Source organism: Pontibacter sp. HSC-36F09 (assembly GCF_024171605.1).
Lineage (GTDB): Bacteria > Bacteroidota > Bacteroidia > Cytophagales > Hymenobacteraceae > Pontibacter.
This window is the reverse complement of the sequence record NZ_JALKAA010000001.1, coordinates 1,232,504-1,258,464: the sequence shown is the minus strand read 5'-3', so window position 1 is coordinate 1,258,464 and position 25,961 is coordinate 1,232,504. Positions and strand designations below refer to the sequence as shown.

Below are 25,961 nucleotides of genomic sequence, written 5' to 3'. Positions count from 1 at the left end.
TCACCGAATACCATCCAAAACAAAAAGCGACACCCAGCCGGGTGCCGCTTTTTACTGTTAAGTGTAATTATGAAAAGTACTGTTATTCTTTGTCGATCAAATCCACGCTGCGCTTCACAAATGCGGTGAGGGCCGAGCCTGAGAGCATGTTCTGCGACAACAGGGCCAGGTCAAACGCCTGACGGGCAATGCGCTCTTTGTTATCATCTTTCGCTTTGAGGATCCGCTGGTTGATGCTGTGGTTCGCGTTGATGGTCACGTTATAAGTATCCGGCATGTTGCCCATGAACATCATACCGCCACCGCCGCTCTTGCTCATGTCCTTCATGCGGCGCATAAATTCCGGCAAGGTAATGATCACCGGTGCATCGTCTGGGGCCATTGGTGCTACTTCCACCTGCATGTTCTGGTTGCTGATAGCCGTTTCGTAGATTTTCTTCAGGTCCTCTTTCTCGGTATCGTTCAGCACACTCTCTTTGGTTTCGTCTTTCTCGATCAGTTTGCCGATCGTTTCAGAGTCCACACGCTTGAGTGAAGTCTTCTCCAGCTTCTGCTCCAGCATACCGATAAAGTGACTGTCTATCACCGAGTCCAGCTTGAGCACATCGTAGGCGCGGTTTTGCGCGGCTTCCACGAAGGCATGTTGCTTGTCGGCGTCGGTGGTGTAGAGCAGCACTAACTGGTCATTCTTGTCGGTTTGGTTGGCCTGCGTCAGCGCCTTATACTCCTCTAAGGTATAGTACTTGCCTTCGGTGTTCTGCAGCAGCACGAAGTCCTTGGCTTTTTCATAGAACTTGTCGTCGCTCAGCATACCGTACTTGATGAACACGTTGATGTCTTCCCAGTTGGTCTCGAACGTGGCTCTGTCCTTCTTGAAGATATCGTTCAGCTTGTCGGCTACCTTTTTGGTGATGTAAGTGTTGATCTTCTTCACGTTGGAGTCGGCCTGCAGGAACGAGCGGCTCACGTTCAATGGAATGTCCGGCGAGTCGATCACACCGTGCAGCAGCATCAGGAACTCAGGCACCACGTCCTTCACTTCGTCGGTAATGAACACCTGGCGGGAGTAGAGCTGAATCTTGTTGCGCTGTATCTCGAAGTCGTTTTTCAGTTTCGGGAAGTAGAGTATACCTGTCAGGTTGAACGGATAGTCCACGTTCAGGTGAATCCAGAAGAGCGGTGCCTCTGAGAATGGGTATAGCTCTTTATAGAAGTTCTTATAGTCCTCGTCCGTCAGTTCAGACGGCTGCTTCGTCCAGATCGGGTTCGGGTTGTTGATGATCTCACCTTCGAACTCCACCGGTACTGGCAGGAACTTGCAATATTTGTCGAGGATGGTGCGGATGCGGGCTGTCTCCAGGAATTCTTCTGAATCGGAAGCCACGTTCAGGATCACGTTCGTACCCTGGTCTTCCTTATGCGCCGGGGCAATGGCAAATTCGGTGCTGCCGTCGCAGGTCCAGTGCGCTGCTTCTGTGCCTTCTCTGTACGATTTGGTAACGATCTCGACACGATCAGCCACCATGAAGGCTGAGTAAAAGCCCAGACCGAACTGACCGATGATCTGATTCTGCTCACCGGCATCTTTGTAACGCTCCACAAACTCAGTAGCGCCCGAGAAGGCGATCTGGTTGATGTACTTCTTGATTTCCTCGGCTGTCATACCGATGCCGTTATCTGAAATAGAAATGGTACGGGCATCTTTATCCACTTTCACCACTACTTTCAGCTCGCCCAAATCGCCTTTGTACTCGCCGATGGCGGACAGGCGCTTCATTTTCTGGGTGGCATCCACGGCATTACTCACCAGCTCACGCAGAAAAATCTCGTGATCGGAGTAAAGGAACTTCTTGATGATCGGGAAAATGTTTTCGGTGTGAATCGAAATATTACCTCTTTCTTCCATGTGCTATACTTTTAAAATCTATCTTTTAATAAGTGATGTCTTTGAAACCGATGCCTGCGAAAACGACAAGGGAATACCTGCCCAAGCGCTTTCAAATCCTGTTCCACAGGTATAGAACCGACCCGTTTGTGACAGGTTGTCAGAAAACATCCGCTATACCTTCTGCGTTAAGGAGCACACAGGTATAAAACTTGTTGTTTTGGCATGATTTCGCTGATGGCTTTGCCAAGAGATTGAACCTGAGCAAGCGAAATGTTTAATTGTTGATACAACAATGGTGAAAAACGATTATCTTTGTTTTATAGCCTTGCTTTAGGTGTACCGGTTCACGACATATATCGCCCTTTTTCTGCTGCTGCTGTTCACGCGCGCCATGGTGCCGGATCAGTTGCTGCTCAGCCTGCACAGCCATGCCCACACAGCGCACAGCCACCCAGGCGACCAGAAAAACGCGCATGTCGAGAAAAAACACAACCACTGTCCGGTCGAGGATCTGTTTGGAGCGCCCTATCAAAGCGCCACCACAGTCTATACCTTTGCAGCACCTATTGTACTCACAAAGTATACCGCCCGGTATACCCAGTACTCGGCTTTCGATTCATTTGCCCGCCTCAAACTTCGCGGCCCCCCCGCACTCGGCTAAACCTTTCGCTTTTTTTCCGGTCTTACGGCGTGTCGCCTCTCCCGACACCTGTGTTTAGGCTGGTTTATCAGTTTTGCATACCTGCTGCCCAGATGCGACGCTGTGTGCTGCCTGCTGGTATCCTGTTTATTTTCCTGGCATAATAGCTATACCTATACCTGCGGTTTTTTCAGCCGACGGGTTAGAGAGACGCTGTAGTCTATACCTTATACCTAAATTCTAAACATTCTGTGTTCAGATCTAAATTCATTTTCCTGCTGTTGTGGCAGTTACTCTTGATTACTCCACTGGCAGTAGCGCAGGAGCAGCTATACCTGGACGGCGACAATCCGGAACAGGACTGCGGCCTAACCCTCTCGGGTAAGGTGCTGGACCACGACACCCGGGAGCCACTGATCGGCGCCACTATTTATATAGAGGAGCTGCAGCGAGGTACGTTGTCGGATGAATACGGCAACTACCATTTTCACCACCTGTGCCGCGGCAGCTATACCTTAAAGGTGACCTACATCGGGTATGTAACGGAACGGCCTTCGCTTCGGATGACGACCTCTACCGTGCGAAACCTGACCCTGCACATCGATGCGCAGCAACTGGAAGCTGTAGAGATCACCGGAAGCCGCCTGCAGGAGCAGGCGCAGGCAACCGAAACGCTCCAAGGGCGCGAACTAGCGGAAACCCGCGGACTTTCGCTGGGCGAATCGCTGAAAAAGCTGACAGGTGTAAGTTCTGTGCAAACGGGTCCTACTGTTTCCAAGCCTGTTATACACGGCCTGTTCGGCAACCGCGTAGTGATCATGAACAATGGTGTGCGGCACGAATCGCAACAGTGGGGGAACGAGCACGCTCCGGAAATTGACCCGCTGAACGCCCAGCAGATGCGGGTGATCAAGGGTGCGGCGGGGGTGCGCTACGGCTCCGATGCCATTGGCGGCATTGTGCTGGTAGAGCCTAGTCCGTTACCGGACTCTGCAGGTATAAGCGGTGAGGTTACCCTCATTGGCAGCACCAACAACCGCATGGGCACGGTAGCCGGCATGGCAGAGGGCAGGCTTCGGCAATTGCCGCTGAGCTGGCGCCTTCATACCTCTGTTAAGAAAGCAGGCAGCGCGCAGGCTCCTAGGTATAATTTAGACAACACAGGCTTTGAAGAACAAAACCTGGCAGCTACGCTGGGCTATAAGCGGCAGCACTTCGGGGCAGAGCTGTACTACAGTTATTTTCACACCAAGCTGGGCTTTCTGTCGTCGGCGCATATCGGTAACCTGACGGATCTGGCCAACGCCATCGGGCGGGAACAGCCGGAAGAGACGGGCAGCTTTACCTATACCATTGCCCGCCCTTACCAGGATGTGACGCACCACCTGCTCAAGGCCAAAGCTTTTTACCAGACAGGGGAGGCCGGTGAGTTGCAGTTCACCTACGGGCTGCAGCAGAACGTGCGGCAGGAGTATGACCGCCACCGCAACACCGGCGACCGTCCGCAGCTGGACCTGGACCTACAGACGCATACGACCGAGCTGGTGTGGGAGCATAAGCCGGTTGCTAATCTCTCCGGAAGCGTGGGGGTATCTACTATCTGGCAGAATAATACCTATGCTGCCAACACCAGGCCCCTGTTGCCATACTTCATCAATACCACCATCGGTGCTTTTATCTCAGAGAAATGGCGAAAGGATAACCTGCAGCTGGAGGCCGGCATCCGCTACGACAATAAATCGCTCGACATTAAACGGTGGAATCGTACGGAGGGCGTGCTGCGCCCGTCATACACGTTTCATAACTTTTCCGGAAGCTTCGGTGCACTGTACGACCTGGGCTACCACGTTACGCTGAGTGCCAATGTGGGCTACGCCTCCCGCGCACCGCATGCTTATGAGTTGTTTGCCAACGGGCTGCACAACAGTGCGGCTTCTTTTGAGCGTGGTAACCCGGAGCTGATTTCAGAAGATGCCGTGAACACGATGGCTACCCTCAATTACCATTCTAACCCCCGCCTGAACGGGGAGCTTAGTCTCTATTACAACACCATTAACAATTACATTTACCTGCAGATACTGCCAGACTATGCGCTGGGCATAGGGGGCGCCTACCTGCAGGCCGAGTACATGCAGGCCGATGCGCGGTTCTGGGGGGCGGACCTCAACTTCGACTATGCCCTGACCAACCGGCTGACGCTGAACAACAAAACGTCGCTGGTATACGCCAAGAACAGGGAAACAGACAGTTACCTGCCGTTCATTACGCCTGGCCGCACTGACAATACCCTCCGTTACAGCTTCGAAAACAGGAGTGCCTCCCGGCTATCTGACAGCTATCTGGCGCTTGGAGGATTGTATGTTGGTCGTCAGGGCCGTTCTGATGCGCAGTCTGATCCTGTTTTAGCGGCGCCTGATGCTTATTTCCTGCTGCACGCCGAGGCGGGCACGCAACTGCAGTTCGGGAAGCAACAGGTGGAGCTAGGTATAGTGGGCAGCAACCTGCTCAACACCAGCTACCGCGATTATCAGAACCGCCTCCGGTACTTTGCCGACGAGATGGGCCGCATGATCATGTTCCGCATCAAGGTTCCGCTGTAGTCACCTTTATCAAAAAGTTAAATCAATTAAACTCAAAACAGTTTATTTATCATGAAAAAATCATTCAGACCATACCTCGCATTTCTGCTAATGGGCAGCTTACTTACATTTTCGGCCTGTAAAGATGAGGAGGAACCTGAGCCGGACCACGAGCACGATGTAGTAACGACCGTGACCCTGACGCTTACGCCTTCCACTGGTGGCCAGGCAATTACAGCTACCTGGGAAGACCTGGACGGCCCGGGCGGAAACGCTCCTGCCATAGATGAGTTAGTGCTCAGCGCCAACACCACGTATACCGGTTCTATCTCCTTTGCCTCTGAGGAAGCGCATGGCGATCACCACGACACGCACGATCTGACAACGGATATTCGTGAAGAAGGAACAGCACACGAGGTTTTCTACCAGGTGACGCCACAGAGTCTGGTTGCTTTCAGCAAAATCGATAAGGATGCCAATGGCCGCCCGATAGGTTTGGAAACATCGGCGACAACCAATGCTGCCGGAACAGGAAAAGTACGTATTCTACTGAAGCACCAGCCGGGCACCAAGAGCAGCACCAGCAACGAGAACACCGGCGAGACAGACGTGGATATCTCGTTTGACACCAAAGTTCAGTAGCCTTTAGATAACTGCATAACACAGAAAGGGGATGCCAGTCGGTACCCCCTTTCTCATTCATCACATAGGACTAAATGATTGAGTTGTGAAAAAACGGCTTCCGGTTTAGCAGTGGGCCTTTATAACTACAGCATTGTATTTGGCGTAAATCCGCATAACCAGCTGCCTGGAAATGCACTGGCACTTGCAGCGCTCCATCTTCTGAATAAAACACTATATTTAGCCCCTGATTAACTGGAGAATCCTCACGAAACTAAAAAGCATGAACAAACTACTCAGACCATACCTCGCTTTCCTGCTGATGGGCAGCCTGCTCACTTTCTCTTCCTGCAAAGATGAGGACGAGCCAGGTCCGGAGGATGAACAGGAGGTAATAACGGCTGTCACCATCTCGCTGACCCCAACCGGAAAAGGTCAGGACACAGAAGCAACCATCAGCACCCTGACCGGTACACCGGTACAGAACGCACCGCTCACACTTCGGCCAGGCACAGAGTACACGGCTGTGGTGACCATAACCGACGAAAGCAAAAACCCTGTAGCCGATATGACGGCAGAGATCAAAAACGAGCGCGACGAGCACCTGCTTGTGTATACCTTCACGCCGGATGCGGGAAGCAGTGCGACAGTAAATGTGGCCATCACAGACATGGACCAAAATAACCGACCTGTCGGGCTAGAGTCTACTGTGACAACTGGAGCAGGTATAGGCAACGGCAAGCTAAAAGTAGTATTGAAGCATCAGCCGGGAGGCCTCAAAACAGGAACCAACACAACTGCCGGCGAAACGGACGTCGATGTGAGCTTCAATGTGATCGTGACGAACTAAGCGCTTTCTCAGAACTCATAAAAAAGACCGCAGCAGGTATAGCCTGCTGCGGTCTTTTTTATGATTTTTGGTGTCAGGTATAGAACATGATCTTTATCTGTTGTCCACTAGCGCTATACCTGATCGAGGTTAGTTGGCTTATACCTTATCTGCCAGATACAAGTCGGCAAACTGAACCAAGCCGAATTAAATACGCTCAAAATCTACGTTATAACAACACTAGCGGCCAAGGAGTTGTTGCCCCATCAGCATCTGAATGGTTTTGCCGATGCGGTTGGCACGGGTTTCAGGTCGTTTGGCTTCCTGCACGGCCAGCACGTGTTCTTTGCGGTGCGTAAAGGCTAGTTTCTCAAAAGTCTCCAGCAACCCAGCCGACTCCAGTGCTTCGCGCAGGTCCTGCGGTATTTCAACAGTCCTGTTCTTGCGGTCTATACCTGGCGCATCAACCCCAAACTTCGATGGCGCACTTCGTTCAGATTCGTGCTTGAACCGCAATGAAGACCATGTATCGTCTATCGCTACCTGCCTGACTGGAGCATAGCCTAAACTCGATATTGCCTCCCAGCCTGCGTCCCGGTTCAGATCCGATTTTATACCTGACGATTTCTTGGGATAAGCTATCCAGAGCTGCCCATTTGGTTTAAGGGAAGGCACGGCAAGTGGCACGTAGTAGTTGAGCTCGCGGCTATCGGTGGCAAACACCTGCACGGCATCATAGGCTATACCTATAGCAGGTGTACTGTGTACGTCTATACTCTGGGCCGTTAGAGCCTCCGCTATACCTGCCTGCGCATTGAGCACCAGCATCTGCCACCCTGCTTTTAGATTTAATTTTTTGGCTATGTCCTGCATCATCGTATACCTATTGGAGCTCTAAACTAACAGAAAAATCGTAATTTTGAGTATGATCATATACAACGTAACTATCAATATCGACAACAGCGTGGCCGCAGAGTGGCTGGACTGGATGAAGAGCACGCACATACCGGAGGTAATGGCCACCGGCTATTTCCTGAACAACCAGATTGCCCGCCTGCTGCACGAAGAAGACAATGGCGGTACCACTTACGCGGTGCAGTATACCTGCCGCAACCTGGAGGATCTGGAAGAATACCAGCGCGACCATGCGCCCGCCCTACAGGCGAAAGTACAGGAGCGCTACCCGGAGAAATACGTCGCTTTCCGCTCTTTGCTGGAAATCGTTAGCCGGGATGTGGAACGAGCGCAGTAATCAACTACTGCTAATAAAAAACAGGCCCGTGCTCAGGTATAGCACGGGCCTGTTTGCGTATAGCAGGAAAGCTGATTTAAGGTATAGGTGAGACTTATACCCTAATTGGCGCTGTATCCTTTGATTTGTTCTTCGTTGAAGTTACAGTTGATCCATTCGCCATCCAGGTTGGCGCCCATTTTTTTATAGAACGCGATAGCCGGTTCGTTCCAGTCCAGCACTTGCCATTTCATGCGCTTGGCACCAATCTCTTTCGCTTCGCGGGCGACGGCGTTGAACAGCATTTTGCCGATCCCGCCGCGACGCAGGCGCTCAGTCACGATCAGGTCCTCCAGGAATAGCATTTTGCCTTTCCACGTGGAATACGCCATGTAGTAAAGTGCTATACCTACAATGCCTTCTTTGGTCTCGGCCACGAAGAACTTAAAAATCGGGTTTTCCCCGAAGCCGTCCCAGTGCATATCCTGAACCGTGTTGGTCACTTCATCCGGCGCCTTCTCGTACACAGCCAGCTCTTTTATAAGGGCGTGTACTTGCGGCAGGTCGTCTATGGTTCCTCTTCTGATATTGATCATATTGATATGAGGGCTAAATTGTTAAATGATTAAATTGTTGTGTGCACGATTAACCCACCCCTGATTCCTGCAATTCCGGTAAATACAGGTATAAGCATTGTAGTCACTATTTTGCTTTACTGAGTCTAACCTCTCCTGACCTAATGACGTCAAATAGATATTTTTCTATCATTTCGACTTTTGGGAGAAATCTGGAATGTAATCAGGGTTCTGAAATAATCCAGATCTCTCAATTCTTTCGCGATGACAGTTTAGATTCTCTATTCCTGAAGTTGACAGCATTCTTTCCTGCCCACTGGCGAAATTATCGTGCAGGAGTCGGACAGGTCTACAGGTTCTCTATGCTACCTGAATCTTTTAAATTCTCAAACTCCCCGATTTTCTAGCTCCCAAACTTCGTCTTCGCCTGCACCAGTTCTTTGCCTGATTCGAGGCTGGTGAGTTTATGCAGGAACGTATTAGCCTCTTCGGCTGGCCCGGCAGTGGCTAATACGGAGTCACCGAGGGTGGTCTCGGCCTTAAAGATAATGTCTATTTCCTGTAACTGCTGCTTTTCGAGCACTTCTACCGGTAGCGTTTCGAGCACCCACTGCAGGTAACGAGTGTTGGTGACGTGGCGGTTCAGGTCGATGTCGTGCCAGCGGACGGGCATTTGCTGCTCGTAGCTAACCTGCTCCAGCTGCGGCAGCTTGCCTTTGGCGAAAGGCAATGGCTCCTGTCCCGGTACCACTTCGATGGCGGTAATAAAGTCAGGTACGGATGCCATCTGCCGCTTCACCACATCCATCACCAGCCACACACTCGTTGCCTGTCCCAAGAGCTCGCGGTCGGCGCTGTATACCCTGAAGTCGCGATGCAGGAACACCCTTTCACGGCCCGAGGCCCAGGTCTCGACGGTTATACCTTCCCGGTGCTTCGGGTAGCGGAACATCTCCACGCGCATGCGCTGCAGCACCCAGGTCAGGCCGCGCTCCAGCAGTTCGTACATCGAAATGCCCATGGTGGCCGTGTTGTCCCAGGCGGCTTCCTGCATGTAGCCGACCAAGGCCGGCAGCGTTGCCTGCCCACTTTGGTCTGTTTCGGTGGAACGCACGGTAAATGCGCTCTGCCCTGCCACTGATTTCATAGTTGGAGTGGTTGGTTCGTGTTGCAAGGTACGCAAGAATCGGGTTTGGGGCTAAGCCAGGTATAGCGGTAAACAACAGAAGCACACCTGCAGTGGGTGTGCTTCTGTTAGATAATGTTACACAGTTTATGATGTTAGTGAGATCGCCCAAGAAAGACCCCTGCACTCATCGCTATCATCATGAAGGCATAGAACACCAGCATAACTATCGTCAGAATGCCCAGGAGCTTGAAAAGTGATTTCAGGTTTTTGAAGGCGTGCGTAACTGTTGCTTCATCGTTTTGGTCCAGACCTGCTATCATTTTGGTGGAAAATCTGTGCAGGTATAGCAGTGGTAAGAAATAAAGCAAAGCCATGGCTAAATAAAAAATGCTGAAAACGCCACCGCTCATCAGACTATTGCCTAGTGCAGCAGCTGTATTGGTGTCGCCTTTCAATGTTACTATTATACCCATCAGCCCACCTAAAACCATTATCCCGAAAAAAACGAATCCGATGATGGCTAAAAACCTGCCCCACTTGCCGTGTTCTGCAGAAAATCTCTTGACTCTAAATTAATGCTTAACCCTTGAGGCTGCTCATTGTAAAATTCTGTATCCATTCAGTTATCATCTAAGGTTGGTTGATTATCTAAACATAACAATATCCCTATATAAATCAAACAAACTTCCTGACCGGCAACAAAACAAAAAGCCAGCACCGCATCGCTGCAGCACTGGCTTTTCTGGTTTCAAATATCAGCTATACCTGTTACGGCTGCTGCTTGGCATACGGGTTCACACCCATGTTCTTGTACATGAACGCCCAGGTATCGGCCCACTCCTGAATCACCAGGGAAGTCGGCTTGCCGGCACCGTGGCCTGCACGCACATCTACCCGGATCAGGTATGGGTTGCCCGGAGCGCCTTTGTCCTGCAGCTCAGAAATGAACTTGAAGGAGTGCGCTGGCACCACGCGGTCGTCGTGATCGGCTGTTTTCACCATGGTAGCAGGGTATTTCACGCCCTCCTTGATGTTGTGCAGCGGCGAGAAGGTATAGAGGTTCTTGAATTGTGCTTCGTCGTCAGAAGACCCGTACTCCGGTACCCAGGCCCAACCGATGGTGAATTTGTGGAAACGGAGCATGTCCATTACACCCACAGCAGGAAGAGCAACCTTGGCAAGCTCCGGACGCTGCGTCATGAAGGCACCTACGAGCAAACCACCGTTCGAGCCACCACCCACGGCCAGTTTCTCGCTGGAGGTATACTTGTTGGCGATCAGGTACTCGGCGGCCGCGATGAAGTCATCGAACACGTTCTGCTTGTTCGGCGTCATACCCGCCTTGTGCCAGTCTTCGCCATACTCACCACCACCGCGTAGGTTCGGCATGGCGTATACGCCGCCGTTCTCCAGCCACAGCATATTGGCAATGCTAAAGCTTGGCGTAAGCGAGATGTTGAAGCCACCATAAGCGTACAGGTACGTCGGGTTGTTGCCGTTCAGTTCGAGGCCTTTCTTGTGCACGATGAACATTGGCACTTTGGTACCGTCTTTTGAGGTATAGAACACCTGCTTGGTCTCAAACGCTTCCGTGTCAATGTCTACCTCTGTCTTGCGGAACAGCGTTACTTTGTTGTTCGGCACGTCATAGCGGTAAATGGTTGGAGGATAAGTGAAGGACGTGAACGTAAAGAACGTCTCTTTGTCGTCTTTCTCACCACCAAAGCCACCTACCGTACCAATGGATGGCAATTCTACTTTATTCAATTGCTTGCCGTTAGTATCGAATACCACCACTTCGCTGGCGGCATCTTTCATGTAAGAAGCGATGATGCGGCCGCCCACAAAGGAAACGTTGTTCATCACATTCTCATTCTGCGGCACAACTACCTTCCAGTTTTGCTCCTGCGGCTTTTTCGGGTCGATGAGAACCAAGCGATAGCGTGGGGCATTCTTGTTGGTGCGTACCAGCAGCTTATCGCCGATGTTGTCCACCACATTGTACTCCGACTCAAAATTATCGATGATCGGCTTGATAGTAGACTTAGTATCTTTCAGGTCACGGTAGTACAGGGCATTGGCACCGCTGGCACCTTCCGACACGTTCAGGATCAGGAAGCGCTCATCGTCTGTGGTCTGGCCATAGAAGTTACGTAGCGGCTTGGTTTTATCTTCGTACACGAGCTTGTCCTGGCTCTGCGGCGTGCCGATCTTATGGTAGTATACCTTGTGGTACTCGTTCTTATTGGCCAGTTTGTTGCCTTCAGTCGGTGCATCGTAGCGGCTGTAGAAGAAGCCGTCTTTGTACCAACTTGGACCGGAGAACTTCACCCATTCCACTTTGTCATCGAGCTTCTTGCCGGTAGCTACTTCCATCACTTCGTAGGTGTTCCAGTCAGAACCGCCGCTTGAAGTGCCGTATGCCACATACTTGGCGTCTTTGTCGAAAGCCAGCGCGGTCAAGGCTACCGTACCGTCAGTGGAGAATTTGTTCGGGTCGAGAAACACTTTCGGCTCGCTCTCAAGGGAGTTCTGCACATACAGGACGCTCTGGTTCTGCAGACCATCGTTCTTATAGAAGTAGTACTTGCCGCCTTCCTCGAATGGGGCGCCATAGCGCTCGTAGTTCCAGATCTTGGTCAGGCGATCTTTGATCTGGTCGCGGAACTCGATGCCGTCGAGGTAGTTAAAGGTTACTTTGTTCTGTGCCTCTATCCACTGGTCCACTTCTTCGTTGTGGGTTTCGAGCCAGCGGTAAGGGTCGGCCACCTTCGTACCGAAATAATCGTCGGTATGGTCTACTTTCTTGGTTTCGGGATAATTTAGTTGAATTTCTGTTGGTGTGTCAGCAGCCGTTGCGGGCGCCGTTGTTGTGGTTTCGGTATTCATGCCAGTGGCGGTATTCTCGGTTTGGGTGGATTTGCAGGCCGAGACGGCGGTCAGGCCGCCTGCCAGTAAAAGGACAGTTGTTTTTTTCATACAGATTTATCGTTTGGACATAGGTCTAACACGCAACTAAGATAAACATTTTACTTCACAATAGGTATAATCGCCCTTTACGGGCTCAGAATGGGCATACGATATTTCTCTGGAATCAGCAACGTATGCTCATAAAATATCTTTCCGGTCAGCACATACAAGCAATGCATCTGTGCACTACATTTGTTGGCTTTTTTTAAGAAAGCAGATCCTTTATATATGATAAACGAAGAAGAAGAGGGAGTAGAGTTGCTGCATTTCGAGCAGATTGCGGACAGGTTGTCTGACAAGGGATATGCGATTATCGATAATTTTTTACAGCCGGACGAGGTTCGTAATTTGCTGGAGGTGCTGCAGCACCAGCATGAAGAAGGCACTTTCAAAAAAGCCGGCATTGGCCCTGCAGAAAGCGTTACAGTAAATAAACAGGTACGCGGCGATTTTATCCGCTGGATCGAGCCATCAGAAGCATTGCCTCCCACCCAGATTTTCCTGGATCGCATGCACGAACTACTGCGCTACATCAACCGCACCTGTTTTCTGGGGCTCAGGGACTTTGAATTCCACTTTACCGTATACCCTCCGGGCACGGTATACCAGCGCCACCTCGACCAGTTCAGGACCGATGACCACCGCCGCCTGTCGTTCATTTGCTACCTAAACGAAGACTGGCAGCCTGAAAACGGGGGCAACCTGCGCCTATACCTGCCTAACGAAGACGGTTCGGAAGAAGAAGTGGATGTATTGCCTATTGCCGGCCGCCTGGCCTGTTTCCGCGCCGACATGATCCCGCACGAGGTACTGGCCGCCAACCGACATCGCTACAGCCTCACCGGCTGGATGCTGGACCAACTCAATGAGCTAACGTTTTTGTAGGATCAATGCTTTAAGTCGGATACCAGGTTACTGCGCAAAATTAATTTCCGTGCTGTCACCGATGTTGAGGCTATGGCTGAGGCCTTTGAAACTAGCGTCGGAGCCAATAATGGAGTCGTGCATCACAGCGTTTTGCAGCTCGGAGTAAGCTCCAATAATAGAGTTGCTCAGCGAAGTGCGCGAAATAGTGGCGTTCTCACCAATGGCTACATTAGGCCCGATGATGGAATGGGTGATGGTGCAGTTGGCGCCAATGCTCACCGGCGGAATGATGATGTTGCCCGGATATTCTTTTGAGTAATCCATATCCCGAAAGCGGGGGCGGCTCAGAATTTTGGCATTGGCTTCGAGTAGGGTTTCTTTGCGGCCGCAGTCAAACCAATTGTCCACGTTCCAGGTCACCATTTTCTCGCCCTGCCGGATCATGTGCATGAGCGCATCGGTGAGGTGGTACTCGTTGTGGGTATGTATACCTTCGGTGATGATATATTCCAGTGAACTCACCAGCTTTTCAGGATTCATGATCTTATAGAGCCCTACTAGCGCAAAATTCGATTTCGGGATCTTCGGCTTCTCCACCAGTTTAACGATGTACTCGTCGTTCCCTACTTCCGTTACGCCAAACAGCGAGGGCTTTGCCACCTTTTTCACACCCAGTACCGATTTAGGAGAGGCGATGATGGCGGGCAGGTCGGCTTCTACAATGTTGTCGCCGAGCATGATGAGCACGCTCTCTTCGTGGCGGTAGGTTTCGCGGGCAATCCAGAGGGCGTGGCCCAGACCTTCGCGGGGCTCCTGTACTACAAACTGCGCCCTGATCTCAGGGTATTTCTGCCGGACGTAGTTTTCCACCTTGTCACCGAGGTAGCCAATGATGAACACATAGTCCTGTATACCTGCCTGTATGAGCCGCTCCACAATGTGGCCCAGTATTGTGTTATCCGCCACCGGCACCAGCGATTTGGGCTGGGTATGTGTGTGCGGACGGAGTTTAGAACCAACACCAGCAACAGGAATCACGACTTTCATATACTACACATTTGCAGCAATATAGTAATTTTTCGTCAAGATTTAGTGGATAAAGAGGAGGAAATGAGGAAGAAGTTTAGATGGAAATAATTGTCAGGAGCGAGGCACAGGGCTGCTATTACACGGAGTTACAGTACTAGAGAATTTACTGAGGCCGCAAGAACGCTTGTCATACCTGCCCCTCTTTATAAGGCGGCGGACTTAATACTACGACGAATTCAGTTATAGCTTTGTAGCTACGGTTTTTGTGCACGATTAACATCCCCCTGCCCCCTTCGAAGGGGGAATCTCAGCCGCTGCCGGTTTATAAGTAAAAGGCGTTGTAGTTTCTGTCACAAGCCACTGACAGTTATAGCAAGACATCCTTGCACTGCAACTACGAAGAAGAAAGCTGACCCAGGTGCACCAAACGACACTCCACTGTTCGAGCGTTCAGCGAGTTTGGAGGGTCTTGATTTTTTTGCTTACTTTTTTCATCAAGGAAAAAAGTAAGTGCCCGCCGCACAGGCGAAGCTACAAAGCAAAGCAAGTTGCTATACCTACAAGAAGCATCTGTTATGCCAAACATAGAGCCACAGCTATACCTCCAAAAACCAATTTTACAACGTCATCCTATGTTTTCCGTAATCATATCGCTTAACTTTGTACTTATATCGTATACAAACTATACCCCTCAATAAACATGAAAAAAATCTTCTTCTACCTGATCGGTTTCCTGATGATCAACTCGCTTTCGTCTTGTGGCTACAACACGATGGTGCAGAAAGACGAAACTGTGGAAACAGCATGGGCGAACGTGCAGAACGCCTACCAGCGCCGCGCTGACCTCATACCCAACCTGGTGAACACTGTGAAGGGCGCCGCCAATTTTGAGCGTGAAACCCTGGAAAGCGTGATCAACGCGCGCGCCAAAGCGACCAGCGTGCAACTTAATGCGGATGACCTCACGCCGGAAAACCTGCAGCGCTTTCAGGCTGCCCAAAATGAACTGGGAGGCGCTCTGAGCCGACTGCTTGTTTCGGTAGAGCGCTATCCGGAACTGAAAGCGAATCAGAACTTCCTGGAACTGCAGGCGCAGCTCGAAGGTACAGAAAACCGCATTTCGGTAGAGAGGCGCAAGTTCAACGAGGCCGTGCAAGATTATAACACAACCGTGCGGTCCTTCCCCAACAACCTCATGGCCGGCATTTTCGGCTTCGAACGCAAAGGCCACTTCCAGGCCGACCCAGGTGCTGAACGTGCTCCTACCGTGCAGTTTTAGACCTTAATTGCTAAATGGTTAAATTGTTAAATGGTTGGCTCGCTAATGATTTAACAATTTAACCATGCAACCATTTAGCCATCAACAATATGCCTAAAGATACCATAACCGACGCGGACGAAAAGGTCATCATAGAGGCCATACAGCAGGCGGAGCGCAACACGTCCGGCGAGATACGCGTGCACATCGAGAACAACTGCGAAGGCGACGTGCTCGACCGTGCAACCGAGGTATTTGCCCAACTGCACATGCACCTGACCAAGCAACGCAACGGTGTTCTGTTCTACGTGGCCATCAAAGACCATCAGTTCGCTGTGCTAGGAGATGCCGGCATCAACGCCATCGTGCCCGACCATTTCTGGGAAGACATTACAGCTGAGGTGATTTCGCACTTCAAGAAACAAGAATATGCAGCGGGTCTTGCCAAAGGCGTGATCAGGGCGGGCGAGCAACTCAAATCGCACTTCCCCTACAACGACAAAGGCGATCTTAACGAACTGAGCGATGATATTTCGTTCGGAAAATAACACACCATGAAGCGATCTATTCTGTTCCTATACCTTGTTTTGTGTAGCACCCTGGCCATTGCGCAAAGCAATGATTTTCCGCCCAGGCCTAACCCACCGCGCCTGGTAAATGACCTGGCTGGCATCCTGAGCAAAGGGGAAATACAATCACTGGAACAGAAACTGGTCAACTACAACGATACCACCTCTACCCAGATCGCCATTGTCACCATCAAATCCATAGGCGACTACGACGCCAACCAATATGCTGCCGAGTTGGGCGAGCAGTGGGGCGTGGGCGGCAGCAAGAACGACAACGGCATCGTCATTCTGGTGTCGCTGGAGCCGCGCCGGGTGGCCATCCAGACGGGCTACGGCATGGAGCACATTATTCCGGACGCCATTGCCAAACGCATTACCGAGCGCACGCTTAAACCCAACTTCCAGCAAGGCGAGTTTTACAAAGGATTGAATGAAGCGACCAACCTGATCATTAGCCTGGCGAGTGGCGAGTACCAGGCCGACCCACAGGCCAGCCAGGGAGAAGGCGAAGGGCCTTCGCTGATGGCCATCATCATTATCATCATTGTGCTGGTATTCATTATGTCGCGCTTTAAAGGTGGCGGAGGCAGAGGAGGACGTGGCGTGCGCACGCTGGGTGGACCAATTCTAGGGCCGGGTTCCTTTGGCACCTTCCGTACCGGAGGAGGCATGTTCGGAGGTGGCGGCGGCTTTGGTGGCGGAGGCGGTGGCTTCGGCGGATTTGGCGGCGGCTCTTTTGGCGGTGGCGGTGCCAGCAGTAGCTGGTAAGCCGCTATACCTGCTGACTTGCTCCTAAATACTCCCACAACGCAGCCCATTGCAAACTCTTGCAAACGGTGTTGCCTTCTGCATATGATTCTGGCTTACTTGTCGTTACAGAAAGTATAGCTCCCTGAAAATCCGTATCTTTGCAAATGGAGGGGAATCTGCGCGTATGAAAATAAACAACGAAAACATTAAATCGAAGGTCGTCATCGGCTTCACGCTGGCGCTTTCGGTGGTGGTTTTTGCCATATACCTTACTTACAACAGCTTCACGCTGTTACTTAGCTCCGTTAACGTGCTGGCGGAACCAAATGCCAAGCTGGCCAAGCTGCAGCATACCCTCGCTGACATCGCCACGGCAGAAAGCGCCATCCGCGCCTATACCCTCACAACCGAGGACAAGCACTTCCGGGAGTACCTCGACAACCTGGGCAACATCAACAGCCAACTCGATTCGCTCTGTACCCTCATGCAGGATAATCCCGCTGAACTGGCTCAGATCGACTCGGTGTCTACCCTGCTGCTGGCACAGCGAAAGAGCCTGGAGGAACACGTGAACAAGAAAAAGGAGCAGCGCGGCAGCAACGCCTATACCGACAAAGCCCTGAAGCAGATCGCGTCGGCGGCTACCAGACAACCTGCTACCACCACCATTAACCAGCGCACCAAAACAACCATATCCGACAGGTTGGCTTACAATACAGACACAGTCACGACAAAACCGCCACAAAACGAGAACAGGAAAGGCCTGCTGAACAAACTCTTTGGCAAGCGAAACGAGTCAAAACAGCAGGAGGAGCCGCCGCAGCCCATTGTGGTGCCGCAACTAAATGTAAAGCAGGAGTACAGCGCAGACACCAGCAAAGCTGCACCAACCAACATGGCCTCTATTGCCAAGGTGCGCATTGTGCTCAAGGATGTGGAGCGTGAACTGCAAAAGCAGCAGGAAGCCATGGTGGCCAAAGAACTGGCGCTCCTGCAACAGGATAAACAGATCATGGACCAGGTGCGCCGCATGGTCTACGACTTGGAACGCTACGAATTACAACAGGCCAGCCAGAATGCGGCGCAGGCACAGGAAGTAGCCAAAGAAACGTCGCTTGTGCTTTTGCTGGTCGGCGTGTTCGGACTTGCCAGCGGCATCGCCTTCATCCTGATCATCCTGCGTGACCTTAGCCGTAGCAGCAGGTATAAAGCCGAACTAAAGCGCTCCCGAAAAGAGGCCATTCAGCTGGCGCGCGCCAAGGAGGCTTTTGTGGCAAATATCAGTCACGAGATTCGTACGCCGCTCAACGTGGTGCTGGGTTTTTCGGAACAGCTGGGCCATACCCAACTGCAGGAGCAGCAACAGGAGCATTTGCAGGCCATACATGGGGCAGGGCAACACCTGTTGCATATTGTGAACGACGTGCTGGACCTCTCAAAACTTGAAGCCGGCAAGCTATACCTGCACATGGCGCCTTTCGAGATGAAGCAACTCCTGGCAGAAGTGGAACGCACGTTCCGGCTCAAGGCCAGCACCAAAAGTATTGGCTTCAGCTGCACGATGGATGAACAACTGAACGGTTACCTGTCAGGTGATTCGCTGCGGCTCCGCCAGGTGCTTTTCAACTTGGTAGACAATGCCATCAAATTCACTCACGACGGCGAAGTGCGTGTATCGTGCAGGCTAAAATCGCAGCGCCGTAATCGTGCCGTGGTGTTGATCGAGGTGTCCGATACAGGTATAGGTATACCCATGGAACAGACCGCCCATGTGTTCGGTGAGTTTAATCAGGCTGATGATTCTATCATCCGGAAGTATGGGGGCACGGGACTGGGACTGTCGATCAGCAAGAAACTGGTGGAGATGCAGGAAGGCTCGCTTACGTTGCGCAGCGTACCAAACGAAGGCACCACCTTCAGCATTGTGCTACCAATGCAGCGGGTAGCGGCACCCGAAACCGAGGCTATACCTCATCCGCAACTTTCGGCCACCAATGTGCTGGCAGGCAAAGCCGTGCTGGTAATTGATGATGACGCCTACAGCCGTACTCTGTGCCAATTGATTCTGGGCCGCAAAGGCATGCAGGTCACGCTGGCTAATGACGGACAGGAGGCACTGCAACTGATCAAAGAAAAGCAGTTTGACATTGTGCTCACCGACATACAGCTGCCAGGTATGAGCGGAAAAGCGGTTGCCAGAGCGATCCGGAAAGAGAACCCTACTATACCTATCATGGCGCTCACGGCCAACATCATGAGCAGTAACAAGCGCTTCTTCGCCAAAACAGGTATATCAGACCACTTGCTTAAGCCTTTCACCGAACAGGACCTATACCTGAAACTCAGCAAAGCACTGTCTACTCAGACTATACCTGAAATGGCACCTGAACCCGCAGCTCCAATTGAAAAAGAAGAGAATGCAGAAACGGCAGGTATAGCAGGCACTCAAGGTATAGCCGAATCTCAAGTTATACCAGAAACGGAAGCCAAAGCCCAGCAAACGAACGAGTCTATACCTGCTAGCTATACCTTGGATGAGCTTCGTGCTTTTGTGGGGGATGACCAGGAGGCGCTTTGGGAAATTGTAGAGGTGCTGGTAACGGATAATCGCCGCTCTCTGGCGCAGTTGGCCGTTGCAGCAGCAGCGTTGGACTGGAATCAGGTGGGCGAGCTAGCGCATAAGATGAGAACTGCTTTCCGCCATCTGCAGGCTTATGCCGTGCTGCCATCCATTGATGCGCTCGAGCAGGTGCTGCACCAACCGGACTTACCAACCGACAATCTGCCTGCTATAGCCAAAGAACTGCAGCACGAGGCAACCCTGGTACTTACAGCACTCGAAACCGAGCTCAGCAAACGTAAAAAAACTGAAGAAGCCGCCGCTTAAGCTTCGATGTTATACTGTCGCATTTTGTTGTAGAGCGTTTTGCGGTCGATGTTGAGCAAACGGGCTGCTTTGGATTTATTATACTTCACGCGCTCCAGCATTTCGATGATCAGCTCTTTTTCGCTGCGCTCTGTAGCGGTGCGCAGATCTGTCACAGGCAGGGCTACCTGCGTGGCATCCGGTTGCGCCACAATAGTGGTCGGCTCAGGTATGTGATAGGCGATTTCGGGTGGCAAATCGTCTAATGTTATTTCGGAACCTTTGGCTAGCAGCACAGCACGCTTCACCACGTTCTTCAACTCCCGCAAATTTCCCGGCCAGCTATACCTTTCCAGCGCCACCATCACAGCGGCATCAAAGCCTGACACACTGCGTTCCAGCTCGTGGTTGGCCACTTGCAGAAAGTGATTGGCAAACTGCAGGATATCCGCCTTGCGGTCGCGGAGCGGGGAAATATTGATCTTGAACTCGTTGAGGCGGTGGTACAGATCTTCCCGGAACTCACCCTTGCTCACGGCCTGCACCAGGTCCTCGTTGGTAGCCACAATGATACGCACATCCACATCGAGGTCGGTGTTGCTGCCGATCTTGCGCACTTTGCGCTCCTGTATGGCCCGCAGCAACTTTACCTGTATTTCATATGAGAGGTTACCGATCTCGTCCAGGAACAGTGTGCCGCCATTGGCTGCCTCAAACTGCCCTTCTTTGTCGCCCATGGCACCCGTAAACGATCCCTTCACGTGACCGAATAGCTCGCTTCCGGCCAGCTCTTTGGACAAAGCACCACAGTCTATAGCTACAAAGGGTTTGTCGTGGCGCTTGCTGCGCTGGTGTATCTTGCGGGCAACATATTCTTTACCAGTACCGCTCTCACCTTCTATGATCACCGACATATTGGTGGGCGCTATCAGGGCGATGTACTCCTCCAACTGGTTCGACTGTGGGCTGGCTCCCTTCACGAAAGTAAAGCCGCCCTGCGCAGGTATAGCCGGCTTCGTCGCGACGTGGCCCTCACGCCCAAGGGTCAGGGCCTTTCGGATGGTCAATAAGGTTTCGTCCGGATTGATGGGCTTGGCCAGGTACTCAAAGGCACCCATTTTGATGGCTCTCACAGCTGTGCGGATGTCGGCATAGTGCGTCATCAGGATGACAGGTACTTGAGTATCGAGCACGCGGATTTGCTCAAGCAGTTCCAGCCCGTTTTTGTCGGGTAGCCTGAAATCGGTCAGGATCAGGTCGAAGGTTTCGGCTTTGATTTGGCTGAGGCCTTCGCCGGCGGTATAGGCAGTTTTTACCTCATACTGCTGACGTTTCAGGAACGTGCTCAGCATCAGGCAAAAGGTAGGATCGTCGTCGATTAAGAGTATCTTGGGCATAATCATAAGCAATATACACAACCGCGGGGCAGGGGGAAAATGTTGCCCTAAAATAACGTGCTCGGCCGGGCATTCCGACTGTTTACCGAAAAGCGGCGCTTAAGGTTGGGTATAAATGCGGCGGTAGGGCGTAAAACAGAAAAGCCTCCGCTAGGCGGAGGCTCGTTCCATGATACTAGGGTCGCTAGTATTCAATCTATGTGGCTTATTTTTGGTCTTGGATAATGTTGCCTTTTTCATCAATGCGAACCTTGGCGCTCTGCTGCTGCTCGTTGGTGAAGAAGATCTCATACATTGTTTTGGCACCTTGGCCTTGCGCATTAGCCTGTGCGTTAACATTCTGCGCATTTTGGTTGGCCTGCTCGGCACGGTTTTCCATACCCTGGGCATTGGCGCCGGCGGCATTTGCGTTAGGTGTTACGCGGAACACCTCTACAATCTGCCAGCTGCTGAATGCTTCGGCAGTCAGTGCCTGCTGTACTGGTTCCGGAAGCTCTTCCTTGGTAATAGCTTCGCGCTTCTCTTTGTCATCCTGCGCTGCAGTCTGAGTGGTGGTTTGCGTCTGCGTTGCAGTTGTTACCTGTGTCTCAGTCTGCGCCTGCTGTTCATAGTTTACCTGATTTTCAGTTTCAGCATTCGTTTCAGTTTCTACTTCGGTAGTTTGCTCTACTTTCTGCTTCTTCTTCGACTTCTTCTTGTTCTTGTCAGTCTGCGCGCTGGCGTCAAGTGAGGCAAAGCCAAAGAATGCGATGGCGGCTGCCAGGTAGGATATTTTTTTCATAGTTTTATTCTGTCGCTCAAATTTAATTTTTCATTTGGCCTATAGTCAAAACTATGCCAAAACTATATATTGAAATTAAATTACTGATAGACAGTGTATTGCATCAAAAATCAAAACTCCCCAAACTGTGGAATCCGCTGCGTAGTGTGGCGAAAATTCCACAGTTTGGGGAGTACAAACTGGGTAATCAGGTATATACTGTGTTTATGCGCCCAGCATGAGCGCCAGTGCTATTAGGGAGCCGAAGCCTATCCCGAAGCCTGCAGCCGCCTTGCCTACCTTGCGCTGGGCCTGCTTTTTGAATGACTCCCGGTAAACCGGCTCCTTCATCAGTTGGTAGTTCGGGTGAAACATATTGTCAACATTTGGTGGTACTGCGGCCGTTATGATGCCTGTCACCAAACCAACCGGCGGAAGCAGGAAGGTGGCACCGGCAGTACCCCAAAGCGGTCCCTGCCCTTTGTAGTACAGCAGGGCATCGTGTCGGCCCTGGTACATGAGTTCTTCCTGGGTATAGGTACGCGAGGCCGATGCGCCTGCAGGTATAGCGGAAGCCGAGGCATACTCGTCGTTGCTTTGCGGCAATTGGCTGAGCTGTTGCTGCGAGGGCTGGGTTGCAAACTGCATAGAAGCCACATCGCCCCGGAGCACAAAACGCATAGGGCCTTTCTCTTCGCTTAGCATGCGGTAATGGATGGTGTCTTCCCCCACTTTCACAATCTTCCCGATTAACTCTTCACCGCTCTTCTTAACGATCAGATCCTGGCTGTAACCAAGTGTAGCGGTCAGTACAAAAAATACGCTAAGTACCGCTCTTTTCCATGTCATGAGGTGCATCATCCTGCTCTTGTAATTTAAGTTTTGTTTATTTTCAGTCTTGGTTTAGGAAGATACAAAGACTATTCCATTTATTATGGAATCACTATATTTTATTTTTTACGTAAAAAATTTCCCCGGCAGGGTATAGTTATCCGGCGTATAAAGCCGGAAATGCACAAACTTCCCGGCTGCGCAATCCCGAGATTTGCAAAGGAAGCCGGCAGCCTATACCTTTATACTATGAGCGAACCACGTAAAAAATTATTCCTGCTTGATGCGATGGCCCTGATCTACCGGGCGCACTTTGCCTTCAGCAAAAACCCACGTATCAACTCCAAAGGCATGAACACCGGGGCGGCACTTGGGTTTACCAATACCCTGGTAGAGGTGCTCCAGAAGGAAAGACCTACCCACATCGGTGTCGCCTTCGACTCAGCGGCCAAGACGTTTCGCCACGACAATTTCGCTGCCTACAAGGCCAACCGACAGGCCATGCCCGAAGATATTTCGCTGGCTATACCTTACTGTAAAAAGATAGTAGAAGCATTTAACATACCGGTGCTCATCATGGACGGCTACGAAGCCGATGACATTATCGGCACACTGGCCTGTCGCGCTGAGAAGGACAACTTCGATGTGTACATGATGACGCCCGATAAAGACTATTGCCAGTTGGTAACCGAGCACGTCTTCCTTTACAAACCTGCTTTCTTGGGCAATGCCGTGGAGGTGTGGGACGTGGCGCGTGTGCTGGAGAAGTTTGAAATCGAGCGAGTGGAGCAGGTGATTGATATTCTGGGACTTCAGGGCGATGCCGTGGACAACATACCAGGTATACCGGGTATCGGCGAGAAAACCGCTAAGGCTTTAATACAGCGCTTCGGCTCAGTGGAAAACCTGATCGCGAATGCTGACCAACTGAAGGGTAAGCAGAAAGAAAACGTGGTAAACTTCGCCGACCAGGGCATGATGTCGAAAGAGCTGGCCACCATACATTGCGACGTGCCGGTTCCATTTAGCGCCGAGGCTCTGCACTACGACGGCCCGAACGAGGAGCAACTGGCCGAGCTGTTTGCCGAGCTGGAGTTCCGTCAGTTGATGACGCGCGTACTGGGCATTGCGATGGCGGATGCACCGGTACCGAAAACCGCTGCCAGACGCGCCCAGCCTGCCAACCAGCAACAGACTTCCCTATTCGATACAGCAGCTTCTACCGCTACTGCTGTGGCTTCTGAAGAAGCGGGTATAGCCGCGGAGCACGTGCCCTTTGCGCGTTTCAACAATACGGTGCAGGACTATCACCTGATTGATACGCCTGCGTTGCGCCAGAGCCTGATCCGCTACTTGCAAAAGCAGCAGGAAATCTCCTTTGACACCGAGACCAGCAGCATCGACCCGATCACTGCCAAGCTAGTGGGTATGTCGTTCAGCTACCTGCCGGGCGAGGCCTACTATGTGCCTGTGCCACCCGATAATGAAGATGAGGCCATGCGCATCACTGCCGAGTTTAAGAATGTGCTCGAGAACCCTAGCATTGCCAAGATCGGCCAAAATATCAAGTACGATATCCTGGTGCTGAAAAACTATGGCATCGAAGTGAGTGGCCCTTTGTTCGACACCATGCTGGCCCACTACCTGCTGGAGCCCGAAATGCGCCACAACATGGATGTGCTGGCCGAGACTTACCTCAACTACAGCCCTATACCTATCACCGACCTGATTGGGCCCAAAGGCAAGAACCAGATCACGATGGCTGACCTAAAGCCTGAAGAGGTGAAGGACTATGCCTGCGAGGATGCCGACATTACGCTACGCCTGAAACACTACTTTGAGCCACTTGTGCGGGAACAAGGCCTTATGAAGCTGTTCAATGAGGTGGAGAATCCACTGGTGCAGGTGCTGGCAGGTATAGAGAAAGAAGGTATATCGATCGACGCCAACGCGCTGGCCGACATTTCGCTGCTGCTCGAGCAGGAGATCAAAGGTATAGAGACACGTATTTTTGAGCTGGCAGATACAGAATTCAACATTGGCTCACCAAAGCAGCTCGGCGAAGTGCTGTTCGACAGAATGGGGCTGCACGGCAAAGCCAAGATCAAGAAAACGAAGACAGGGCAATACGCTACCGGCGAGGAAATCTTGTCGAAACTGGCAGGCGAGCACGAGATTGTGCGCCTGATTCTGGATCACCGGGAGCTTTCCAAACTTAAGTCAACGTATGTGGATGCGCTGCCGCAACTGGTTTGCGCGCTCGACAACCGCGTGCATACCTCCTTCAACCAGGCCGTGACCGCTACCGGTCGCCTGAGCTCTACCAACCCGAACCTCCAGAACATTCCGATCCGGACGGAGCGGGGGCGCGAGATCCGCAAAGCCTTTGTGCCGCGCGACAGCAAGCACCTGATCATTTCGGCGGACTACTCCCAGATCGAACTCCGCATCATGGCCGACTTCAGCGGAGACCCGACCATGAAAGAGGCTTTCCGAAACGGACTCGACATCCACGCTTCTACAGCCAGCAAGGTGTTCTACGTGCCGCTCGACCAGGTAGACAGCGAGATGCGCCGCAAAGCCAAGACGATCAACTTCGGCATCATCTACGGTATTTCCGCTTTCGGTCTTTCCGAGCGGTTAGGTATACCACGCCGCGAAGCCGCCGATATCATTGAGGCCTACTTCCAGGAGTTCCCGGCTGTGAAGGAGTACATGGACAGCGCCATTGAGAAAGCGCGTGAGCAAGAGTATGTGGAAACCCTGCTGGGTCGCCGCCGCTACCTCCGCGACATCAATTCTCGCAACGCCACCGTGCGCGGCTTTGCCGAGCGCAACGCTGTCAACGCCCCGATCCAGGGCACTGCGGCCGACATCATCAAGATCGCGATGATCAACATACACGAGTACCTGCGCCACGAAAACCTGAAGACCCGCATGATCCTGCAGGTGCATGACGAACTCCTCTTCGACGCACCGAAAGAAGAGGTGGATATCGTGACGCCAAAGATTGTGGAGCTGATGACCAACGCCCTGCCGCTCAGCGTGCCGATGGAAGTAGGCTTAGGCGTAGGCAAGAACTGGCTCGAAGCGCACTAAGGTATAGCTGGCTATACCTGCTGCTTATACCTGCTATACCTGACAAAACAGAAAAGGCGCCTTCCAATGCGGA

The 25,961-nt window shown here is 51.8% G+C and carries 22 protein-coding genes; 12 read left to right on the top strand and 10 right to left on the bottom strand.

The features are described from left to right. Positions 1 to 82 precede the first annotated feature (82 nt). Positions 83 to 1,906: a molecular chaperone HtpG gene (gene htpG, locus L1278_RS05735; protein WP_253401789.1), complete on the bottom strand. Its 1,824-nt coding sequence runs from the start codon at positions 1,904 to 1,906 to the stop codon at positions 83 to 85. A gap of 35 nt (positions 1,907 to 1,941) precedes the next feature. Between htpG and L1278_RS05730 the strand changes: the two genes are divergently transcribed. The 5 genes from L1278_RS05730 (at position 1,942) to L1278_RS05710 (ending at position 6,578) form a co-directional block, all read left to right on the top strand. Further along, positions 1,942 to 2,094, top strand: coding sequence for a hypothetical protein (locus L1278_RS05730; RefSeq protein ID WP_253401787.1), 153 nt, complete (start codon positions 1,942 to 1,944; stop codon positions 2,092 to 2,094). A gap of 128 nt (positions 2,095 to 2,222) precedes the next feature. Next, on the top strand, positions 2,223 to 2,549 hold the full coding sequence (locus L1278_RS05725; RefSeq protein ID WP_253401785.1) for a hypothetical protein: 327 nt from the start codon (positions 2,223 to 2,225) through the stop codon (positions 2,547 to 2,549). Positions 2,550 to 2,779: 230 nt separating this feature from the next. Then, a complete protein-coding gene (locus L1278_RS05720; RefSeq protein ID WP_253401783.1) occupies positions 2,780 to 5,128 on the top strand; it encodes a TonB-dependent receptor domain-containing protein in 2,349 nt (782 codons plus the stop codon). 51 nt (positions 5,129 to 5,179) lie between these two features. Then, positions 5,180 to 5,749 carry a hypothetical protein gene (locus L1278_RS05715; RefSeq protein WP_253401781.1) on the top strand — a complete coding sequence of 190 codons (570 nt, stop codon included), beginning with the start codon at positions 5,180 to 5,182 and terminating at the stop codon, positions 5,747 to 5,749. A 262-nt stretch (positions 5,750 to 6,011) separates the two neighbouring features. Beyond that, complete coding sequence (locus L1278_RS05710) at positions 6,012 to 6,578, top strand: hypothetical protein (RefSeq protein WP_253401779.1); 567 nt, start codon at positions 6,012 to 6,014, stop codon at positions 6,576 to 6,578. Between the two features lie 219 nt (positions 6,579 to 6,797). On the opposite strand, the gene L1278_RS05705 is transcribed toward L1278_RS05710, so the two are convergent. Continuing rightward, a complete protein-coding gene (locus tag L1278_RS05705; RefSeq protein WP_253401777.1) occupies positions 6,798 to 7,433 on the bottom strand; it encodes a YdeI/OmpD-associated family protein in 636 nt (211 codons plus the stop codon). 49 nt (positions 7,434 to 7,482) lie between these two features. Between L1278_RS05705 and L1278_RS05700 the strand changes: the two genes are divergently transcribed. Further along, positions 7,483 to 7,809, top strand: coding sequence for a DUF4286 family protein (locus tag L1278_RS05700; protein ID WP_253401775.1), 327 nt, complete (start codon positions 7,483 to 7,485; stop codon positions 7,807 to 7,809). Positions 7,810 to 7,910: 101 nt separating this feature from the next. Here L1278_RS05700 and L1278_RS05695 read toward each other — a convergent pair whose 3' ends face one another. From L1278_RS05695 to L1278_RS05680, 4 genes are all read right to left on the bottom strand, one after another. Beyond that, positions 7,911 to 8,384: a GNAT family N-acetyltransferase gene (locus L1278_RS05695; RefSeq protein ID WP_253401773.1), complete on the bottom strand. Its 474-nt coding sequence runs from the start codon at positions 8,382 to 8,384 to the stop codon at positions 7,911 to 7,913. A gap of 382 nt (positions 8,385 to 8,766) precedes the next feature. After that, on the bottom strand, positions 8,767 to 9,510 hold the full coding sequence (locus L1278_RS05690) for an acyl-[acyl-carrier-protein] thioesterase (protein ID WP_253401771.1): 744 nt from the start codon (positions 9,508 to 9,510) through the stop codon (positions 8,767 to 8,769). Between the two features lie 134 nt (positions 9,511 to 9,644). Next, a complete protein-coding gene (locus L1278_RS05685) occupies positions 9,645 to 9,965 on the bottom strand; it encodes a DUF5362 family protein (RefSeq protein ID WP_253401769.1) in 321 nt (106 codons plus the stop codon). 295 nt (positions 9,966 to 10,260) lie between these two features. Beyond that, on the bottom strand, positions 10,261 to 12,471 hold the full coding sequence (locus tag L1278_RS05680) for a prolyl oligopeptidase family protein (protein WP_253401767.1): 2,211 nt from the start codon (positions 12,469 to 12,471) through the stop codon (positions 10,261 to 10,263). A gap of 219 nt (positions 12,472 to 12,690) precedes the next feature. Here L1278_RS05680 and L1278_RS05675 point away from each other — a divergent pair, with 219 nt between their 5' ends. After that, positions 12,691 to 13,347, top strand: a complete 657-nt coding sequence (locus tag L1278_RS05675) for a 2OG-Fe(II) oxygenase (RefSeq protein ID WP_253401765.1) — start codon at positions 12,691 to 12,693, stop codon at positions 13,345 to 13,347. A gap of 27 nt (positions 13,348 to 13,374) precedes the next feature. Here the strand turns inward: L1278_RS05675 and L1278_RS05670 are convergent, their stop codons facing one another. After that, on the bottom strand, positions 13,375 to 14,376 hold the full coding sequence (locus L1278_RS05670; RefSeq protein WP_253401763.1) for a sugar phosphate nucleotidyltransferase: 1,002 nt from the start codon (positions 14,374 to 14,376) through the stop codon (positions 13,375 to 13,377). A gap of 682 nt (positions 14,377 to 15,058) precedes the next feature. Between L1278_RS05670 and L1278_RS05665 the strand changes: the two genes are divergently transcribed. The 4 genes from L1278_RS05665 to L1278_RS05650 all read left to right on the top strand — a co-directional run bounded on the left by L1278_RS05665 (position 15,059) and on the right by L1278_RS05650 (position 19,822). Further along, positions 15,059 to 15,637: a LemA family protein gene (locus L1278_RS05665; RefSeq protein ID WP_076668096.1), complete on the top strand. Its 579-nt coding sequence runs from the start codon at positions 15,059 to 15,061 to the stop codon at positions 15,635 to 15,637. 89 nt (positions 15,638 to 15,726) lie between these two features. Further along, a complete protein-coding gene (locus L1278_RS05660; protein WP_253401761.1) occupies positions 15,727 to 16,164 on the top strand; it encodes a TPM domain-containing protein in 438 nt (145 codons plus the stop codon). 6 nt (positions 16,165 to 16,170) lie between these two features. After that, complete coding sequence (locus L1278_RS05655) at positions 16,171 to 16,953, top strand: YgcG family protein (protein ID WP_253401758.1); 783 nt, start codon at positions 16,171 to 16,173, stop codon at positions 16,951 to 16,953. Between the two features lie 166 nt (positions 16,954 to 17,119). After that, positions 17,120 to 19,822 carry an ATP-binding protein gene (locus L1278_RS05650; RefSeq protein WP_253401756.1) on the top strand — a complete coding sequence of 901 codons (2,703 nt, stop codon included), beginning with the start codon at positions 17,120 to 17,122 and terminating at the stop codon, positions 19,820 to 19,822. Here the strand turns inward: L1278_RS05650 and L1278_RS05645 are convergent. The 3 genes from L1278_RS05645 to L1278_RS05635 all read right to left on the bottom strand — a co-directional run bounded on the left by L1278_RS05645 (position 19,819) and on the right by L1278_RS05635 (position 22,807). Next, entirely contained in the window at positions 19,819 to 21,198 is a 1,380-nt protein-coding gene (locus L1278_RS05645) for a sigma-54 dependent transcriptional regulator (RefSeq protein WP_253401754.1), read from the bottom strand. The two genes, L1278_RS05650 and L1278_RS05645, sit on opposite strands and share 4 nt — an antisense overlap. A 205-nt stretch (positions 21,199 to 21,403) precedes the next feature. Next, complete coding sequence (locus L1278_RS05640) at positions 21,404 to 21,979, bottom strand: hypothetical protein (protein WP_253401752.1); 576 nt, start codon at positions 21,977 to 21,979, stop codon at positions 21,404 to 21,406. Between the two features lie 204 nt (positions 21,980 to 22,183). Further along, the gene (locus L1278_RS05635; RefSeq protein ID WP_253401750.1) at positions 22,184 to 22,807 is read right to left on the bottom strand and encodes a hypothetical protein; all 624 of its coding nucleotides are present in this window, start codon (positions 22,805 to 22,807) and stop codon (positions 22,184 to 22,186) included. Between the two features lie 231 nt (positions 22,808 to 23,038). Here L1278_RS05635 and polA point away from each other — a divergent pair, with 231 nt between their 5' ends. After that, positions 23,039 to 25,888 carry a DNA polymerase I gene (gene polA, locus L1278_RS05630; RefSeq protein ID WP_253401747.1) on the top strand — a complete coding sequence of 950 codons (2,850 nt, stop codon included), beginning with the start codon at positions 23,039 to 23,041 and terminating at the stop codon, positions 25,886 to 25,888. Positions 25,889 to 25,961 lie beyond the last annotated feature (73 nt).

Coding starts and splice junctions, on each gene's coding strand:
- L1278_RS05660 (WP_253401761.1), top strand. CDS start 15,727: ATGCCTAAAGATACCATAACCGACGCGGACGAAAAGGTCATCATAGAG.
- L1278_RS05670 (WP_253401763.1), bottom strand. CDS start 14,376: ATGAAAGTCGTGATTCCTGTTGCTGGTGTTGGTTCTAAACTCCGTCCG.
- L1278_RS05665 (WP_076668096.1), top strand. CDS start 15,059: ATGAAAAAAATCTTCTTCTACCTGATCGGTTTCCTGATGATCAACTCG.
- htpG (WP_253401789.1), bottom strand. CDS start 1,906: ATGGAAGAAAGAGGTAATATTTCGATTCACACCGAAAACATTTTCCCG.
- L1278_RS05675 (WP_253401765.1), top strand. CDS start 12,691: ATGATAAACGAAGAAGAAGAGGGAGTAGAGTTGCTGCATTTCGAGCAG.
- L1278_RS05690 (WP_253401771.1), bottom strand. CDS start 9,510: ATGAAATCAGTGGCAGGGCAGAGCGCATTTACCGTGCGTTCCACCGAA.
- L1278_RS05680 (WP_253401767.1), bottom strand. CDS start 12,471: ATGAAAAAAACAACTGTCCTTTTACTGGCAGGCGGCCTGACCGCCGTC.
- L1278_RS05635 (WP_253401750.1), bottom strand. CDS start 22,807: ATGACATGGAAAAGAGCGGTACTTAGCGTATTTTTTGTACTGACCGCT.
- L1278_RS05705 (WP_253401777.1), bottom strand. CDS start 7,433: ATGATGCAGGACATAGCCAAAAAATTAAATCTAAAAGCAGGGTGGCAG.
- L1278_RS05640 (WP_253401752.1), bottom strand. CDS start 21,979: ATGAAAAAAATATCCTACCTGGCAGCCGCCATCGCATTCTTTGGCTTT.
- L1278_RS05685 (WP_253401769.1), bottom strand. CDS start 9,965: ATGGGTATAATAGTAACATTGAAAGGCGACACCAATACAGCTGCTGCA.
- L1278_RS05700 (WP_253401775.1), top strand. CDS start 7,483: ATGATCATATACAACGTAACTATCAATATCGACAACAGCGTGGCCGCA.
- polA (WP_253401747.1), top strand. CDS start 23,039: ATGAGCGAACCACGTAAAAAATTATTCCTGCTTGATGCGATGGCCCTG.
- L1278_RS05730 (WP_253401787.1), top strand. CDS start 1,942: ATGTCTTTGAAACCGATGCCTGCGAAAACGACAAGGGAATACCTGCCC.
- L1278_RS05650 (WP_253401756.1), top strand. CDS start 17,120: ATGAAAATAAACAACGAAAACATTAAATCGAAGGTCGTCATCGGCTTC.
- L1278_RS05655 (WP_253401758.1), top strand. CDS start 16,171: ATGAAGCGATCTATTCTGTTCCTATACCTTGTTTTGTGTAGCACCCTG.
- L1278_RS05645 (WP_253401754.1), bottom strand. CDS start 21,198: ATGCCCAAGATACTCTTAATCGACGACGATCCTACCTTTTGCCTGATG.
- L1278_RS05710 (WP_253401779.1), top strand. CDS start 6,012: ATGAACAAACTACTCAGACCATACCTCGCTTTCCTGCTGATGGGCAGC.
- L1278_RS05715 (WP_253401781.1), top strand. CDS start 5,180: ATGAAAAAATCATTCAGACCATACCTCGCATTTCTGCTAATGGGCAGC.
- L1278_RS05695 (WP_253401773.1), bottom strand. CDS start 8,384: ATGATCAATATCAGAAGAGGAACCATAGACGACCTGCCGCAAGTACAC.